At 72.6% G+C, this 15,499-nt stretch carries 13 protein-coding genes; 7 read left to right on the top strand and 6 right to left on the bottom strand.

What is annotated here, in order from left to right; translation table 11 throughout:
• Positions 1-251 precede the first annotated feature (251 nt).
• Complete coding sequence (locus tag ABZV06_RS16765; RefSeq protein WP_355622264.1) at positions 252-1,637, bottom strand: cellulase family glycosylhydrolase; 1,386 nt, start codon at positions 1,635-1,637, stop codon at positions 252-254.
• 111 nt (positions 1,638-1,748) lie between these two features.
• Positions 1,749-2,609: a hypothetical protein gene (locus ABZV06_RS16760; RefSeq protein ID WP_355243456.1), complete on the bottom strand. Its 861-nt coding sequence runs from the start codon at positions 2,607-2,609 to the stop codon at positions 1,749-1,751.
• A gap of 177 nt (positions 2,610-2,786) precedes the next feature.
• Here ABZV06_RS16760 and ABZV06_RS16755 point away from each other — a divergent pair, with 177 nt between their 5' ends.
• Positions 2,787-3,764 carry an aldo/keto reductase gene (locus ABZV06_RS16755; RefSeq protein WP_355622261.1) on the top strand — a complete coding sequence of 326 codons (978 nt, stop codon included), beginning with the start codon at positions 2,787-2,789 and terminating at the stop codon, positions 3,762-3,764.
• A gap of 22 nt (positions 3,765-3,786) precedes the next feature.
• On the opposite strand, the gene ABZV06_RS16750 is transcribed toward ABZV06_RS16755, so the two are convergent.
• Entirely contained in the window at positions 3,787-4,530 is a 744-nt protein-coding gene (locus ABZV06_RS16750) for a DUF2071 domain-containing protein (protein ID WP_355243462.1), read from the bottom strand.
• A gap of 165 nt (positions 4,531-4,695) precedes the next feature.
• Between ABZV06_RS16750 and ABZV06_RS16745 the strand changes: the two genes are divergently transcribed.
• From ABZV06_RS16745 to ABZV06_RS16735, 3 genes are all read left to right on the top strand, one after another.
• Positions 4,696-5,619 (top strand): sigma-70 family RNA polymerase sigma factor, encoded by a 924-nt coding sequence (locus ABZV06_RS16745; protein ID WP_355243465.1) that lies wholly within the window; start codon positions 4,696-4,698, stop codon positions 5,617-5,619.
• 112 nt (positions 5,620-5,731) lie between these two features.
• Positions 5,732-6,616, top strand: a complete 885-nt coding sequence (locus ABZV06_RS16740; RefSeq protein ID WP_355622258.1) for an alpha/beta hydrolase — start codon at positions 5,732-5,734, stop codon at positions 6,614-6,616.
• 114 nt (positions 6,617-6,730) lie between these two features.
• Entirely contained in the window at positions 6,731-7,183 is a 453-nt protein-coding gene (locus ABZV06_RS16735; RefSeq protein WP_355243471.1) for a DUF5709 domain-containing protein, read from the top strand.
• Between the two features lie 56 nt (positions 7,184-7,239).
• On the opposite strand, the gene ABZV06_RS16730 is transcribed toward ABZV06_RS16735, so the two are convergent.
• From ABZV06_RS16730 to ABZV06_RS16720, 3 genes are all read right to left on the bottom strand, one after another.
• Positions 7,240-8,823: a DHA2 family efflux MFS transporter permease subunit gene (locus tag ABZV06_RS16730; RefSeq protein WP_355622255.1), complete on the bottom strand. Its 1,584-nt coding sequence runs from the start codon at positions 8,821-8,823 to the stop codon at positions 7,240-7,242.
• 244 nt (positions 8,824-9,067) lie between these two features.
• A complete protein-coding gene (locus ABZV06_RS16725) occupies positions 9,068-11,602 on the bottom strand; it encodes an FtsX-like permease family protein (RefSeq protein ID WP_355622252.1) in 2,535 nt (844 codons plus the stop codon).
• A complete protein-coding gene (locus ABZV06_RS16720; protein ID WP_355243480.1) occupies positions 11,599-12,357 on the bottom strand; it encodes an ABC transporter ATP-binding protein in 759 nt (252 codons plus the stop codon). The genes ABZV06_RS16725 and ABZV06_RS16720 overlap by 4 nt, the downstream gene beginning before the upstream one ends.
• A gap of 147 nt (positions 12,358-12,504) precedes the next feature.
• Between ABZV06_RS16720 and ABZV06_RS16715 the strand changes: the two genes are divergently transcribed.
• The 3 genes from ABZV06_RS16715 to ABZV06_RS16705 all read left to right on the top strand — a co-directional run bounded on the left by ABZV06_RS16715 (position 12,505) and on the right by ABZV06_RS16705 (position 15,466).
• Positions 12,505-13,719 carry a histidine kinase gene (locus ABZV06_RS16715; RefSeq protein ID WP_355622249.1) on the top strand — a complete coding sequence of 405 codons (1,215 nt, stop codon included), beginning with the start codon at positions 12,505-12,507 and terminating at the stop codon, positions 13,717-13,719.
• Positions 13,716-14,354: a response regulator transcription factor gene (locus ABZV06_RS16710; protein WP_355622246.1), complete on the top strand. Its 639-nt coding sequence runs from the start codon at positions 13,716-13,718 to the stop codon at positions 14,352-14,354. The genes ABZV06_RS16715 and ABZV06_RS16710 overlap by 4 nt, the downstream gene beginning before the upstream one ends.
• Positions 14,355-14,443: 89 nt before the next feature.
• Positions 14,444-15,466 (top strand): fibronectin type III domain-containing protein, encoded by a 1,023-nt coding sequence (locus ABZV06_RS16705; RefSeq protein WP_355622243.1) that lies wholly within the window; start codon positions 14,444-14,446, stop codon positions 15,464-15,466.
• The last annotated feature ends 33 nt before the right edge of the window (positions 15,467-15,499 follow it).

The raw sequence follows: 15,499 nt of genomic DNA, 5'->3' as shown, positions 1-15,499 counted from the left end.
TAAGGTGACGCGCCGTTCCGCCTCGTGGTCACTCCAGGACGAGAACGGCCTGATCATCTTCGGACAGTGGGGCGGGCTCCGTCAGCGACTCGCCGGCCGACGGCAGCGCGGCCCGGTGCGCACGACGACGAGCGGTATACCGCGGAGTCATAGTTATGACTCCGCGGTATACCGCTCACCGACACGACCGTCCCCCGACGCGGGCCGCCCGTGCCTGATCGGGACCCGACCCGCTCAGTCGCGGGGCCGGGTCACCGCATGTTGGCGACCACGAACGGCGCGTGGCCGTGCAGGTAGTTGTTCCATCCGCCGGTCACGGGGGCCCCTGGGCTGAGCAGGTTCGTGGTGTCGGTGCCGACGTCGAGCTTCCAGGCGGTCCAGGAGATGCCGTTGGCCCTCATCCAGTCGATCCAGGACTGCGCCTCCGGCAGGCAGGCGCGACCGTCGAGGCCACCGTCGGCGTTGCTGGCGCCCCACTCGGTGACGAACAGCGCCAGGCCGGCCCGGATCGCCGCGTCTCCCTTGGCCCGCAGCGACGCGCCGTGGGTGCACGAGTAGAAGTGCAGCGTGTACATGAGGTTGGTGCCGGCGACCGGGCTGGCCGCCGCCGCGTCCACGTCCTGCGACCACGTCGGCGTTCCGAGGACCACGATGTTGTCCGGGTCGGCGGCACGGATCGCGGACACGACCGCCTGGTGGTACGGCTTGATGACGCCGGACCAGCTGAACTGCAACGGCTCGTTCCACGTCTCCCAGATCACGTTGGGCAGGTGACCGTAGCGGCGTGCCAGGTCACCGAAGAACGCCACCGCCTGGGACTGGCTGTTCTGCGCCTCGTGGGCGTGCCAGTCGACGATCACGTACACGCCCGCGTTGACCGCGTTGTTGATGACGGTCTCGACCTGCGCCCGCGCCTTGTTCGGATCACTCAGGTACGCCCCGGCCGGCTCGACGCCCATCGCCGCGCGGATCACCTGGAGGTTCCAGTTGTCCCGCATCCAGCGCAGCGCGGACAGGTTCTCGGCGTACGGAGCGGTCTCCCAGTTGAGCCACATGCTGCTGACACCGCGCAGCTGCACCCGCGCGCCGGATCTGTCGCACATCGTCGTACCGCAGACCCGGAGTTGCCCGTGCCGCTCGACCGGCGTACCGGTGGTCGGTGGCGGGGTCGTGGGTGGCGGAGTGGTCGGCGGTGGGGTCGTCGGTGGCGGAGTGGTCGGCGGTGGCGTGGTGGGCGGCGTTCCGCCGGAGCAGGAGACGCCGTTGCCGTTGACGGTGCAGTTGACCGGGGTGCCGGAGCCGTTGACGAGGAAGCCGAACGACGTCGACGCGCCCGCGCCGAGGGTGCCGTTCCACGACACGTTGCTGAAGGTGTAGTGGCTGCCGGCGGTCACCTGCTGGGCGTTCCACGACTGGCTGATGCTCGAGGAGGCCGGGAGGTCGAACTCGACCCGCCAACCGGTGATCGGCGCGGAGGTGTCGTTGGTGACGGTGACCTGGCCCTGATAGCCATTGCCCCAACTGTTGGTCACGGAGAACGCGGCGGTCGCCGCGCTGGCCGGCGTGGCGATCGTCGCCACCGCGCCGGCGAGCAGGCCGGCGACGGCCAGCGACGTGACAAGTCTCAGTGTGCGCATGCGGAACCCGCTTCGGATCGACGGTGATGGTCTGAGGCGGGGCGGCGCCTTCGCGCACAGTATCGATCGTCGACGATGTCATGCAAGCCGAGGCGGCCGGATCACCGCCGCTCAGCGACGCCAGCCCCAGCGGCGCGAACCAGCCGCACCCTGCGACCCACCCTTCTCCCGAGCCAACATCTCGGCCGCGACCCGCAACTTCTGGGCGGGCTCCGCCGCGGCCGGGCCCAACGTCTCCACGAAGCGGTTGCCCATCGACAGCACCAGGGCCGCCCGGTCCAGGTCGCCGATCAGAACCAGGCACTGGGCGTACACGCCGTAGGTGTTGGCCAACTCCCAGAACGTCAGCGGGCGCGCCATGTCCAGCAGCCCCTGGCGCAGCTCACAGGCCCGTGACGCCGCCAGCGCCGCCTCCTTGGCGCCCTCCGCCGACGACGGCCGGGTGAGGTGCCGGTGCAGCAGTGCCACCGCCTGGTTGTGGTACGCCGTCCCCATCGCCTCCCGGGTACGCGGCCCCGCTTCCGGCGGCGACCCGGCAGAGGTCAGACCCACCGTCACGGCACGTTCCAACAGGTCCCGGCGGGTGGCGGGCTGACCGGCGGCGAACGAGACCTCGGCCAGGTCCACCAGTGCGGTGATCAGCTCGGCGAGGGCGTCGTCGCGGGGCGCGGCCGCCACGTTGCCGCCCTCGGCCGCCACGGCGTCGTACACCCGCTCGAAGACGACCACCGCCTCACCGCCGGGTGCCGTCCCGTCGGCGGCCCGGCCGCGCGCGGAGAGCAGCATGCTGTGCCGCCACAGCGCCCGGGCCAACTGCTGCTGGTCCTCGCGGACCCCACCCGGACCGCGCACGGCATCCCGGTACGCCTCGACCACCCGCACCCACAGCCGGTCGGCCTCCGCCCACGTCTCCTGTCGCGTCGAGAGCTCCCGCGCCTGCTCGAACAACCGTCGTCGCTCGTCCGGTCCCATGCCACACACCGCCCTTCGTGGTAGCCCAGCCCATGCCGCACAAAAGAGTGAGCTTTGTCGATTCTAAGCTGGACCGATTCGCACCACCCGCGCCCACTCCGGCGGCGTGCTCGGTACGCGGTGGGCACCAGGCCGGGCGGCAGGCGGAACGCGGACGGCGGACGTAGCGTGGTGCCCATGCGAACCACCACGCTGGGCAGTGCGGGACCCGAGGTCGGCGTCATCGGCCTCGGGTGCATGGGCATGAGCCACGGATACGACATCACCGGCCCTCGCGACGACGACACCTCGATCGCCGTGATCCGACAGGCGCTGGATCTGGGCGCCACGCTTATCGACACGTCCGATGTGTACGGGCCGTACACCAACGAGGAACTGGTCGGGCGGGCGCTGGCCGACGGCCACCGGGAGCGGGCCGTCCTGGCGACGAAGGTCGGCCTGGTGGCGACCTCCCCGACCGGTGGCCCCGGCAACTCACCGAAGATCGGCAACAACGGCCGGCCGGAGCACATCCGCGCGGCGATCGACGAGAGCCTGCGTCGCCTCGGCACCGACCACGTCGACCTCTACCAACTGCACCGCGTCGACCCCGAGGTGCCCATCGAGGAGTCCTGGGGCGCGATGGCGGAGGTCGTCACGGCCGGCAAGGCGCGACAGATCGGCCTGTCCGAGGTGACGGTCAACCAGATCGAGCGGGCCCAGGCGGTGCACCCGGTGGCGTCGGTGCAGTCCGAGCTGTCGTTGTGGACCCGGGACCCGCTGGCCGAGGTGCTGCCGTACTGCGTCGAGCAGGGCATCGCCTTCCTGCCCTTCTCTCCACTGGGTCGGGGTTTCCTCACCGGACGATTCGCCTCGTTCGACGACCTGCCGGCGGACGACTTCCGACGTGGCCTGCCGCGCTTCCAGCAGGAGGCGTTGCGCGCCAACCTCGCCATCGTCGGCCAGGTCCGGGAGATCGCCGAGCGGGCCGGCGTCAGCCCCGCGCAGGTCGCGCTGGCGTGGGTCGTGGCCCAGGGCGATCGGGTCATCCCGATCCCCGGCACCAAGACACCGAAGTACCTGGTGGACAACTGCGCGGCCGGTGACGTGCGGCTCGGTGCGCAGGAGCTCGCCGACCTCGACGCCCTGCCCGCCCCCGAGGGCGGCCGCTACTGAGCGACCGGCGGCCCGGCGTCACTCAGCCGGGCCGCCGGAGCGCGACGGGCGGCCCGAATCGCACACCGACGCCGGGCGAGTAGAGCACGCTGACCGGCGGCCCGACCGGCGGCGGCAGGCCCGCGGCGGCGACCAGTTCGTCGTCCAGGCGTAGCAGCTCCGCCCGGTGCAACGGCCAGCGGGGATGCCAGTTGGGCAGATGCAGCGTGCGACCGTACGCCCGGGTGTGCAGCCCCCAGCGGGCGGTGAGGAAGTGTTCGACTCCGGTGGGATCGGCGATGCGCTCCCCCACCCGGACCTCCATCCGGCTCGTCGTACCCGCTGGCCCCGGCCAGCGTCGCCGGCACCGGTAGGTGAGTCGGTCACCGTCGCGGTCCAACCGCATCGAGGACCAGAGGTACGGCAGACGCAGCGTCGCCCGCGCGACGAGCACCGGCACCAGGCGGGACGCGTCGAGCGAGCGGAACACGACGGCACGCCGCCCGGTGTCGTCCACCGAGTAGAGCCGGACATTCGTCTCGGCGAAGGTGCCGAAGTACGGCACGCCCGGGCCACGGCCGAAGCCCAGCCCGACCATCCGGAAGCCGATCAGCCCGACGTAGCTGACCCCGCCGATGGTGTCCGGCGCGGTGCCGGCGGGCAGCAGGGGCGCGACGACCTCCGGCGCGACGGCCCAGTGCAGGAAGGTGAGGTCCTCCCAGCGCTGACGCAGGAGCGCCCAGCGGAACGCCTGCCGGGGTGCGCCGTCGACCGGTTCGATCTCCACGCCCCCATCCTGACCCAGTCGTCCAGACCGGCGCGCGCCTGCGCCCTCGCCCATCCCGCAGGCTGCGGAGAAGGACCGCTCCGCCCCGGGGATGGTCGCGCCGGTCCGCCGTACCCTTGGGCGAGCAGACCTGTTCAGAACTGGCGTTTCGGGGAGGAACCGGTCATGACGGTGGACGACGCCGACCTGGTCGCGCTCGCGCGGGCGGGCGATGCGGCGGCGCTCGGCGTGCTGCTGACCCGGCACGAGGCGGGCATGCGGGCGGTGGCGGTGAGCCTGCTCGGGTACGGACCGGACGCCGAGGACGCCGTGCAGGACGCGATGGTGACCGCGCTGCGGCGTATCGGGGAGGTCCACGACCAGGCCGCCGTCGGCCCGTGGCTGCGCACGATCGTCCGCAACAACGCCCGGATGGCCCTGCGTGGACCGCGTCCGGTGCCGGTCGCCGACCCCGACTGGTTCGCCCGGCCCGCCACCGGCCCCACCCCGGAGGAGGCGCTGGACTCCGGCGCGCTGCGCGACTGGGTGTGGCACGCCATCAGCGAGTTGTCCGAGCCGGACCGCATGGTCACATTGCTGCGCTACTTCAGCGAAGCTTCGTCGTACGAGCAGATCGCGGCCGTGTGCGGCGTGCCGGTCGGCACCGTCCGCAGCCGCCTCAGCCACGCCCGGCGGGCCCTCGCCGGCGGCCTGCGGACGGCGGCGACCGCCGCGCACGCCGACGTCCGGGCGGCCGCCGACGCCCGGTGGCGCGAGGGCCGCGACATGATCTCCACGGCGATGCGCGGCGACTTCGACCGGGTGGTCGACGACACCTGGTGGCCCGACGCCCAGATGATCGTCCCGGGCGGCCCACGCGGCGGCCGGGACCTGGCGGTCCACGGCATGACCAGCGACCTGCAAGCCGGGGTACGGCAGCGGCTGCGCACCGTCGTGTCCAGCGGCGACGTGCTGCTCTGGGAGACCGACCTGATCAGTCCGCCGGACAACCCGGAGCACTGCCCGCCCACGGCTCTGTGGTTGCAGGTGCTACGCGGCGGGAGAGTGCGCCAGCTCACCCTGTTCCATCCCGTTCCCGCGCGGGCCTGAGGAAGTTCCCGAGCAGAGCGAACTTTCTCCCCGACCCGCGCATCTGGTCCGTGTCAGCCACCACTCACCGTCGCGGCACATGCCGCACGGGCCACGGATCGGGAGATACTTCATGGGTTCCACCCGCCACGACGTCGGCGCGCTCGCGCCGGGCGCCCACACGTTCACCGTCGACGGGGTGCGGCAGGTCTACCACGTCGCCGGCACCGGCCCGGTGTGTGTGGCGCATTCGGGCGGCCCCGGCATCGAATGGGCCTACCTGCGGACGCCGAGCCTCGAAGAGCACTTCACCATGGTGTACGTCGAGCCGGTCGGCACGGGCGCGTCGGGCCGCCTCGACAACCGCGACGACTACCGGATGGACACCTATGTCCGTTTCCTGGACGCGGTCGTCACACATCTCGGTGAGCCCCGGGTCTACCTGCTCGGGCACTCGTACGGCGGTTTCGTCATCCAGCGGTACGCCTTGCAGCAGCCGGACCGCGTCGCCGGCCTCGTCCTGTACGACACCTCGCCCGTCACCGGCGCCGAGTTCTGGGCCGAGGCGATGAAGGGCCTCGCCGCGTACCCGCTGCGGCACCCCGAGCACCCGGAGGCGGCGGCCGTGCCGGCCGCTCTCCAGCGGGCCCTGGCCGCCTTCGACGACGAGTCGCTGAGCGCCGGTCTCAGCGAGGCGCTGCCGGTGTACTTCGCGGACTTCTGGGCCCGGCGGGCCGAGTTCGCCCCGTTGCAGGCGGGTCTGCGGGCCTGGGCGGCGCCGGCGCGCGCGCAGGACCCGACGCCCTTCGACGTGCGCGACCGGCTCGGTGAGATCGCCGCGCCGGCCGTGGTGATCGTCGGCGCGTACGACTTCATCTGCGGCCCCCGCTACGCCGAGGAGCTGCACGCGGGCCTCAAGGACTCGCGCCTGGTGGTGCTGGAGCGCAGCGGGCACTTCGGGCACGTCGAGCAGCCGACGGAGTTCACCGAGGCCGTGGTGGAGCTGCTGAAGCGGTGACGCTCGTGCCGCCCCCGAGGTCGGTTCGTCACAACGGGCAGGCCTCGGGAGCCGGCGGCGTTGCACGGTCATAGGCTTGGCGCTTCGCTGCGCTGTGACAAAGGAGAAACTGCCGTGAGCCAGACGGATTCCGTCGACGAGTGGAACGTGGTCGAGGACGACGGCGTGCTGGACGCCTCGGACACCCTCGACGACAACCGCGTCGGCGACCCCCTCGACACCGGCATCGTCGCCGCGGACCACTGGACGGCGGCGAACCGGTTCGGCACCACCCCCGCCGAGGAGCGGGCGGGCGAGTCGTTGGACCAGTACCTCGCCCAGGAGGAGCCGGACGTCGACCCGTACGCCGAGGGTGGCGACGACGAGGACGAGCTGACCCGTCGCGGGTACGAGGCCGAGCCGCGCGCGGGCCGTCTCGTCGAGTACGACGAGGGCGTCCGCGAGGACGACGAGGCCGAGTCGGTGGCGTGGGACGCCGGCATCGACGCGGGTGGCGCCAGCGCCGAGGAGGCAGCGGTCCACGTGATCGAGGACCCCGACGGGGCTGGCGACGGTCCCCTGCGCTGATCAACGCACCGCCGCGCTCGACACCGGACGGGCGTCGAGCGCGGCGGGCGCGTCGGTCAGTGGATGACGACGGGCGTCTTGGGCAGGTCGGTCTGCTCGTCGCCGAGCGGCTGCGCGGGCGTACGCCGGCGCGGCAGCAGGGCGGCCGGCACGAACGTGAGCAGCACCAGCGCGAACGCCACCCAGAAGGTGTGGGCGAACGACTTCGCGGCGAAGTCGAGACCCCGTTCGATGATCGACGGATCCACCGGCATCTGCGTGAGCAGCTCCGGCCGCTGCTGGGAGGCGATGGCCAGCCCGGCCTCGGTGATCGGCTTGCCGCTCTCGTCGACCAGGCCGGGGATCGGGCGGGAGCCGTTCAGCTCGTTGGTCAGGATCACCGACATCACCGCGGCGCCGACCGAGCCGCCGATCTGTTGCAGGATGTTGACAAGCGTCGAGCCGCGCGCGACCTCCTGCGCCTGCAACGTCCGCAGCGCCGACGTCATGATGGGCATCATCGTGCCGCCCATGCCGAGGCCCATCACGAACAGCGACCCACCGAGCAGCCAGTACGACGTCTGCGGGTCGACCTGGGTGAACCCGAAGAACCCGATCACGATCAGGGCCAACGCGAACGGAACGGTGCGACCGATCGGCACCCGGTCGGCGAGCGTACCGGCGATCGGCATGGTGATCATCGCGCCGATGCCCTGCGGAGCCATCAGCAGACCGGCGGCCAACGTCGACTCGCCGCGCACCTGCAGGAAGTAGCTCGGGAACAGCAGGCCGGCGCCCATGAACGCGATGATGAACACGAACAGCGTCGCCGCGGCGATGGTCAGGTTGCGGTTGCGGAACAGCCGCAGGTCGAGCAGCGGGTGCCGGGGCTTGAAGGAGTAGAGCACGAACGCCACCACCAGCACGCCGCCGACCAGCATCGGAGCCCAGACCTTGGTCGCGGAGAAGGTGCCCGCCTCCGGCAGCGACGAGACGCCGTAGAGGAAGAGCGCGAGACCCGGCGAGAGCATCAGCATGCCGAGGAAGTCGAAGGACTCCGACGGCTCGGGAGCGTCCTTGGGGAGCGCCATCTGCGCGTAGATCAGGGCGACGACACCGATCGGCAGGTTGATCAGGAAGATCCAGTGCCAGCTCGCCGTGTCGATCAGCCAGCCGCCGAGGATCGGGCCACCGATCGGGCCGAGCAGCATCGGGATACCGAGGACCGCCATCAGCCGGCCGATCCGGTGCGGCCCGGCCGCCCGGGTCATGATCGTCATACCCAGCGGCATGAGCATGCCGCCGCCGAGGCCCTGCAGGACGCGGTAGCCGATCAGCTCGCCGATCGAGTCCGCGGTGGCGCAGAGCCCGGACCCGATCGTGAACAGGGCGAGCGCCACCATGTAGAGGCGCTTCGTCCCGAACCGGTCGGCCGCCCATCCGCTGAGCGGGATCACCGTGGCCAGGGCGAGCGTGTAGCCCGTCATCGTCCAGGCCACCCGGGCGTAGGACGCGTCGAACTCATTCTGGAACGTGGGCAGCGCGACGCTGACCACCGTCACGTCGAGGATCGACATGATCGCGCCAAGGACGACGACACCCGCCACCTTGAGCACCGCGGCGTCGAGTTTGTCCGATGTCGCGACGGATTGCTGTGTCACTAACTCTCCTGAGGTCGGTTGATCCGGCGGATGGTGGGCGGTGGCGGCGATCGCCGCGCCGACCAGGCGCGGGACGCGACGTGCCGGGGCGACGACGCGCGGAGGCAGACTATCCGGGGACTGTGACGGGTCGCCGCCCGTTTTCGTGACGACCGCGTGGCGGAAACCGATCGGCCGTCGGATTGGAGCCGGTCGGCGGGGTGTCGGGTGCGAGACCTCGCCGCCCAGCCAGGGAGAGCGCCGCTCAGCCCTCGACGCCCAGCGCCGTCACCGGGCTGACCCGGGACGCCCGCCGAGCCGGCAGCACCCCCGCCAGGGCGGTCAGCCCGACCAGCGCCGCGAAGAGCCCGACCAGCGGCAGCACCGGCAGCGACAACGGCGCGTTGAGGCCCAGAGCCCGTACCGCCAACCAGGCGTACGGGACGCCGAGCAGCAGACCGAAGGTAGCCCCGAGCACACCGTAGAGGCCGGACTCGACGGTCAGCATCGCGCGCAGACCGGTCCGGGACAGGCCGACGGCGCGCAGCAGGCCGGACTCGCGTACCCGCTCCACGACCGAGAGCGCGGTCGTCGACCCCACGCCGACCACGGCGATCAACACGGTCAGGCTGACCAGACCGGCGGTGATCCAGACCAGGGCGTTCAGCACCGCGTCGTTGCGGTCCCGCTCGTCGGCGAGCACGCTGATGTGCAGCCCGGCGGTGGTCCCGACCGCCTGCCGCAGCGCCCGCACCCCGGCGGTACGACCGTCCTCGCCCGCACGCGCCGCGTCCGCCAGCAGACCGGTGTACGCCGTCGGCCCGCCGATCCGGTCGAGGTCGGCGCGGTCGGCGAGGATGCCCGCGTACAGGGGGCCACGGTCGGGCAGGATCGCCGCCACCCGCACGTCGACAGTCGACCGGTCGTGGCCGAGAGTCAGCGTGTCGCCGGCGCGCAGGCCGGCGGTGCGGGCGACCCAGTCGCCGAGCACGACGCGGCCTGGCCCACGGTCGGCGAGGCTGCCCTGGGCCACGGCCAGGTCGGCGAGGGTCGGCAACGCCGACAGGTCGAGGTCGGTGGTCGAGTATCCGGCCTCGGCCCCACCGAGGCGTTCTCCGCCGCGCAGCAGGGCGACGTCGTTGACCATCCGGTACGGCACGACCCGGGTCAGCGCGCCACTCTCCGCCCGCGCCCGCGCCAGGACAGCCACCGGCAGCGTCGTACCCGCCTCCGCGGCGACCTCGTAGTCGGCCGGCGCGGAGAGCGCCATGTCCCGGTCGGCGACGACCCGCATGGACGCGCCGCCGATGACCACCCCGGAGATCAGCGTCACCCCGAGCGCCACCACGACGGACACGGCGGAGGCCCGTCGGGGGGTCCCACCGATCCCACCGACCGCCAGCCGACCCAGCGCGCCGAGCTGGCGCAGCGGCCAGCCCGCCACGGCCAGCACCGGACGCACCAGCAACGGCCCGAGGGCGACCAGGGCGAGAAACGCCAGCGCACCCGAGGCGACCAGCAGGAGCAGACCCGTGGTCGGGTCGTAGGACTCCTGCCCCGGCGTCGGCATGCGACGCACCGCCGCCACGCCGGCCAGCAGCGCACCGATGATCAGCAGCGCCCCGGACACCAGACGCGACGCTCCGATGCCGCGCCGCCCGGCGGTGACACTCGCCGCCCGCAACGCCTCCAGCGGCGAGACCCGGGCGGCGGAGAACGCCGGAGCGAGCACCGCCACCACGGTGAGGACGACCGCGCCGAGCACCACCGCGACCGCCGCCCCCAGCGGCAGGCCAGGCGACGACACCACCGCGCCGAAGGCGCGCAGAATGGGTGGGAGAGCCTGCCCGACGGCCAGGGCGGCGGCCACCCCGACGACGCCGGCGACCAACCCGGTGAGGGCGCCCTCGGCGGTGAGCGCGCCCACCAACGTGCTCCGGCCGGCACCCACCGCGCGCAGGAGGGCGAGGTGCTGCATCCGCTGGGCGAAGACGATGCGGAACGTCGAGGTGACCACGAGGGCCGCGGCAGCCACCGCGATCGCGACGAACATGCCGACCAGCGCGAACAGCTTCCCGACCTGCTCGGCCGCGGCATCGGCCTCGGCGTCGCGTACCTCGGCGCCCGAGCGGACCGGCTGGTCGGCCGGGACCGCCGCGCTCACCCGCTGGCGCACCGCCTGCACCGCGCCCGGCGCCGCCCGCAGGTCGATCCGCTCGACGCCGCTCAGGTGACCCCACGCGATCACGGCGTCGTCCGGGGCGTACGCGTTGGTGCCGCCGTCGACGGGAGTGTCGACCACACCCGTGACGGTGAGCGGGGCGCCGGTGCTGAGGTCGCCGCCCGTCCCGGTGGTCACCGTGCCGACCGTCAGCCCCAGCCGCTCGACGGTACGCGGGCTCACCGCGACCTCGCCGGGCCGCTCGGGGTAGCGCCCCTGGACGAGGCGGACCGTCGCCAGCGGGCCGACGCCCGGGTCGGCCTCGAGGTTGACGTACCCGCCGGCGACGGAGACACCGATCGCCACCCGACCCACCGCTTCGGCGACGCCCGGCACGGCACGGACGTCGCGCAACTCCGTCAGGGCCAGTGGCGGCTGCTCGGGGTCACCGATCACCAGGTCGGTGCCGGCCGGTGTGCCGCTGAGGTTGTCCCGCGCGGTCCGTTCCGTGATGTCCTGCGCCAGCACGGTGCCGAAGACGACGAACGACGCGACGAGGATCGCGAGGCCGGTCAGGATCAGCCGTCCCGGCCGTCGGGCCGCGGCGCTCACCTGGGTACGCAGCACGGTCGCCCTCATGCCGCCACCGCCAGGGAGCGCAGCGCCTCGGTGATCGCACCCTGGTCCGGCGCGGCGATGTCGCCGGCGATCCGACCGTCGGCGAGCAGCACCACCCGGTCGGCGTACGCGGCGGCGACCGGATCGTGGGTGACCATGACGACCGTCTGGCCCAGGTCGCGTACCGAGTCGCGCAGGATGCCGAGCACCTCCGCCCCGGAGCGGGAGTCGAGGTTGCCGGTCGGCTCGTCGGCGAAGACGACCTCGGGCCGCGACACCAGGGCCCGGGCCAGCGCCACCCGCTGTTGCTGGCCGCCGGAGAGTTCGCTGGGCCGGTGCCCGAGCCGCTGCCCGAGGCCCAGCACGTCGACGAGGTGCGCGAACAGCTCACGGTCGGGTTCCCGGCCGGCGAGGTCCAGCGGCAGGGTGATGTTCTGCGCGGCGGTGAGCTGCGGCAGCAGGTTGAACGACTGGAAGACGAAGCCGATCCGGTCCCGGCGTGCCCGGGTCAGCGTGCGGTCGGACTGGCCGGTCAGCTCCGTGCCGCCGAGCAGGACCCGCCCGGAGGTGGCCGTGTCCAGGCCGGCGAGGCAGTGCATCAACGTCGACTTGCCGGACCCGGAGGAGCCCATGATCGCCGTGAACCCGGCCCGACCGAAGCCGACCGAGACGCCGTCCAGGGCGCGGACGGCGGTGTCGCCGCTGCCGTACACCTTCACGAGGTCGACGGCCGCGACGGCCGCCTGCCCGGTCGGCGGCGAGGCGTGGGTTGTCATGGGTTCCTCCAGTGGCTGTGACGTGACCGGGGAAGCCTCGCCCGCGCCGCAGGGGAGCCGCATCGGCCCGCGGTCGGGGAACACCGGCGTCGGGTCTGCCTTTCGGCCGATCTGCCCGCGCCGCCCACGTGGCTACGCTGGGTCACGATGAACGCGCCGACATTCTCAACCTGGTGGGTACGCCTGGGTCAGCTCGCCGGCCTGGCGGCGCTGGCCCTGCTCTGTGCCTTCGACCTGCGGTACGGCCTCTACAGCGGGATGGGCATGGCCGAAGCGCTGCGCGCCCTGTTACAGGTGGGGATGGCGGCGGCGACCACGGTGGTCTGGCTGCCGGTGCACCGGCAGGGTTCCCGGTCGTTGCCGATCGCGGCGCTCGTGCTCGGCGTCATCTCCCTCGCCGTCACTCTGGGCTTCCTGGTGCTCAGCACGAGCCGGTTCATTCTGCTGGGCGGCACCTGGGGGCTGGCCGAGTCCGCCGGGATGATCGCGGTGGTGTTCGTGGTGACCCGGTGGGGCTCCCCCCGGCTCGCACCGTGGGCGGCCGTGGTCGCCGCGCTCGCCGCCGCCGCGCAGCCGCTGCGCGCCGGCACCGACCTCGTCTACGTGATCTTCGGGCTGCTCCAGGCGCTCGGCGCGGTCGGCGCTGCCGCCGTCGGAATCTACCTGCGCGTCGTCGCCGCCGGGCGGGAGCGGGCCATCGCCCTGGTACGCGCCGAGCAGCGCGCCGAGCAGCGCGCCGAGTTCGCCCGCGACCTGCACGACTTCATCGCCCACCACGTGACCGGCATCGTGGTGCAGGCCCAGGGCGCCCGGTTCGTCGCCGAGCAGGACCCGCAGCGGGTGATCGTGGCCCTGGAGCAGATCGAGCGGGCCGGCGCCGAGACGATGGCCTCGATGCGACGGATGGTCGGTGTCCTCCGCAATCCGGACGCCCCGCCGGACGCGCCGCTGGCCCCGTTGGCCGGCGTGGCCGACCTCGCGCCCCTGTTGGAGGGCCACAACGGCACGACCGACGCGCCGGCCCGGCTGTACGTCGACGGTCCGCTCGATGAGCTGCCGGTGGAGGTGTCGACCTCGGCGTACCGGGTGGTGATGGAGGGGCTGACCAACGCCCGTCAGCACGCGCCGGACGCCCGGTCGGTGGCCGTGTCCGTGCGTCGTACGCCGGACTGGCTCCTGGTCCGGGTCGCCGACGACGGCGCGAGCCCACGCACGCCTCCCGCCCGGGGGCACGGTTTCGGCCTGCTCGGCCTCACCGAGCGGGTACGCGCCCTCGGCGGCACGATCACCGCCGGACCGGGCATCGCCGGCGGCTGGGTGCTCGACGCCGCGTTCCCGCTGCGGTCGGCCGTGGCGCGATGATCCGGGTCTTGATCGCGGATGACCAGGCGATGGTCCGGACCGGCTTCAGCATGATCATCGGAGCGCAGCCGGACATGGCGGTGGTCGGCGAGGCCGCCGACGGGGTCGCCGCCGTCGAGATGGTCCGGCGGCTGCGCCCGGACGTGGTGCTGCTGGACATCAGGATGCCCCGCCTCGACGGCCTGGAGGCGTTGCGCCTGCTCGCCGGGCCGGGCGTCGCCGACCCGGTGCGGGTGGTCGTGGTCACGACCTTCGACCTCGACGAGTACGTGCACACCGCGCTCTCCAACGGCGCCTGCGGATTCCTCCTGAAGGACTCCGGGCCGGCGCTGCTCGTCGAGGCGGTCCGCGCCGCCGTCTCCGGTGACGCGCTGATCAGCCCGTCCATCACCGTACGACTGCTGGAGCACCTCAGCTCGCCCACCGCGCCACGCGACGACGCGGGTCTGTCCCCACGGGAACTCGACGTCGTGCGGCTCGTGGCCCGGGGTCTGACCAACGCCGAGATCGCCAGCCAGCTCTTCATCGCCGTCGGCACGGTCAAGACCCACCTGGCCAGCGTCCAGACGAAACTTCCGGCCCGCAACCGCGTCGAGATCGCCGCCTGGGCCTGGGAACGCCGCCTGGTCACCTAGACGGGGCATCCTCGCGTCGCCCGCTGCCCTAAAATCCACGGCAGTGAATCGCCGGCCCGCTGCGGACAACCGGAGGCGAGGGATTCATCGTGCACCCAATCCGAACGCGGCCCCGATCACGGGCCGTCACCCTGGTCGTCGCCGCGCTGGTGGCCGCAACGGCCATGCTGGGCCCGAGTCCGGCGTACGCCGCCGACGACACCGAGCGACCCACCGCCCCCGGCCCGATCACGGTCACCGCCATCGACACCACCTCGGTCGAGCTGACGTGGGCCGCGTCTACCGACAATGTGGGAGTGGTCGGCTACGCGGTCTCGGCGATGTTCGAGGACAACGGCCGGACGTGGTCGACAGGCACCAACAGCATCCGCATCACCGACCTCGGGCCGTCGCGCACCTACACCTTCGGCGTGGCTGGGCTGGACGCGGCGGGAAACCGCTCACCGTCGAGCCCGATGCTGCGGGTGACGATGCCACCGGGTGACACCCAGCCGCCGAGCGCGCCGGGCCAGCCGGTCGCGTACGACGTCGCCGCGACCCTGGTGTGGCTGCGCTGGGCCCCGTCGACCGAGAACGTCGTGCTCGACCGGTACGAGGTGTACCGGGTCGACGCCGGTGGTCAGCTGACCCTGGTCAGGGAGTTGTACCAGTTCCCGCCGAGGCCCGCCATGACCCAGGTCAGCGGGTTGACGCCGAACACCACGTACACCTTCGTGGTCCGCGCCCGCGACGAGGCGGGCAACTGGTCGCCGCTGTCCCCGCCGGTCACCGTGACCACCCTGCCGCCCCCGCCGAGCTGCGCCGTCCGCACCGTCGTCCGACAGTGGTCGGACGGCTTCGTGGCGTACCTCGCCGTCGAGAACACCGGCACGACGGCGGTGAACGGTTGGACGATGACCTGGCGGTTCTGGGCCAGCCAGCAGGTGCGGGCCCTCTGGGGCGCGCAGGTCGTCGACCGGCCCGACAACAGCTACCTGCGGGTCCGCAACACCAGCCACAACGCGCTGATCAGGCCCGGCGGCACCGTGTCGCTGGGCGTCATCGCCAGCGGCACGCAACTGCCGGAGGAGATCACGTTGAACGGCGGCGTCTGCGTGGCGGCAGACGAGTAACGCTCGCATCCGGGGTCTGGTGTCGGCGGCGAC

The organism is Micromonospora sp. NPDC005172 (genome assembly GCF_040608555.1).
In the GTDB taxonomy this organism is placed as follows: Bacteria; Actinomycetota; Actinomycetes; order Mycobacteriales; family Micromonosporaceae; genus Micromonospora.
This window is presented reverse-complemented; position numbering and strand designations above follow the sequence as displayed.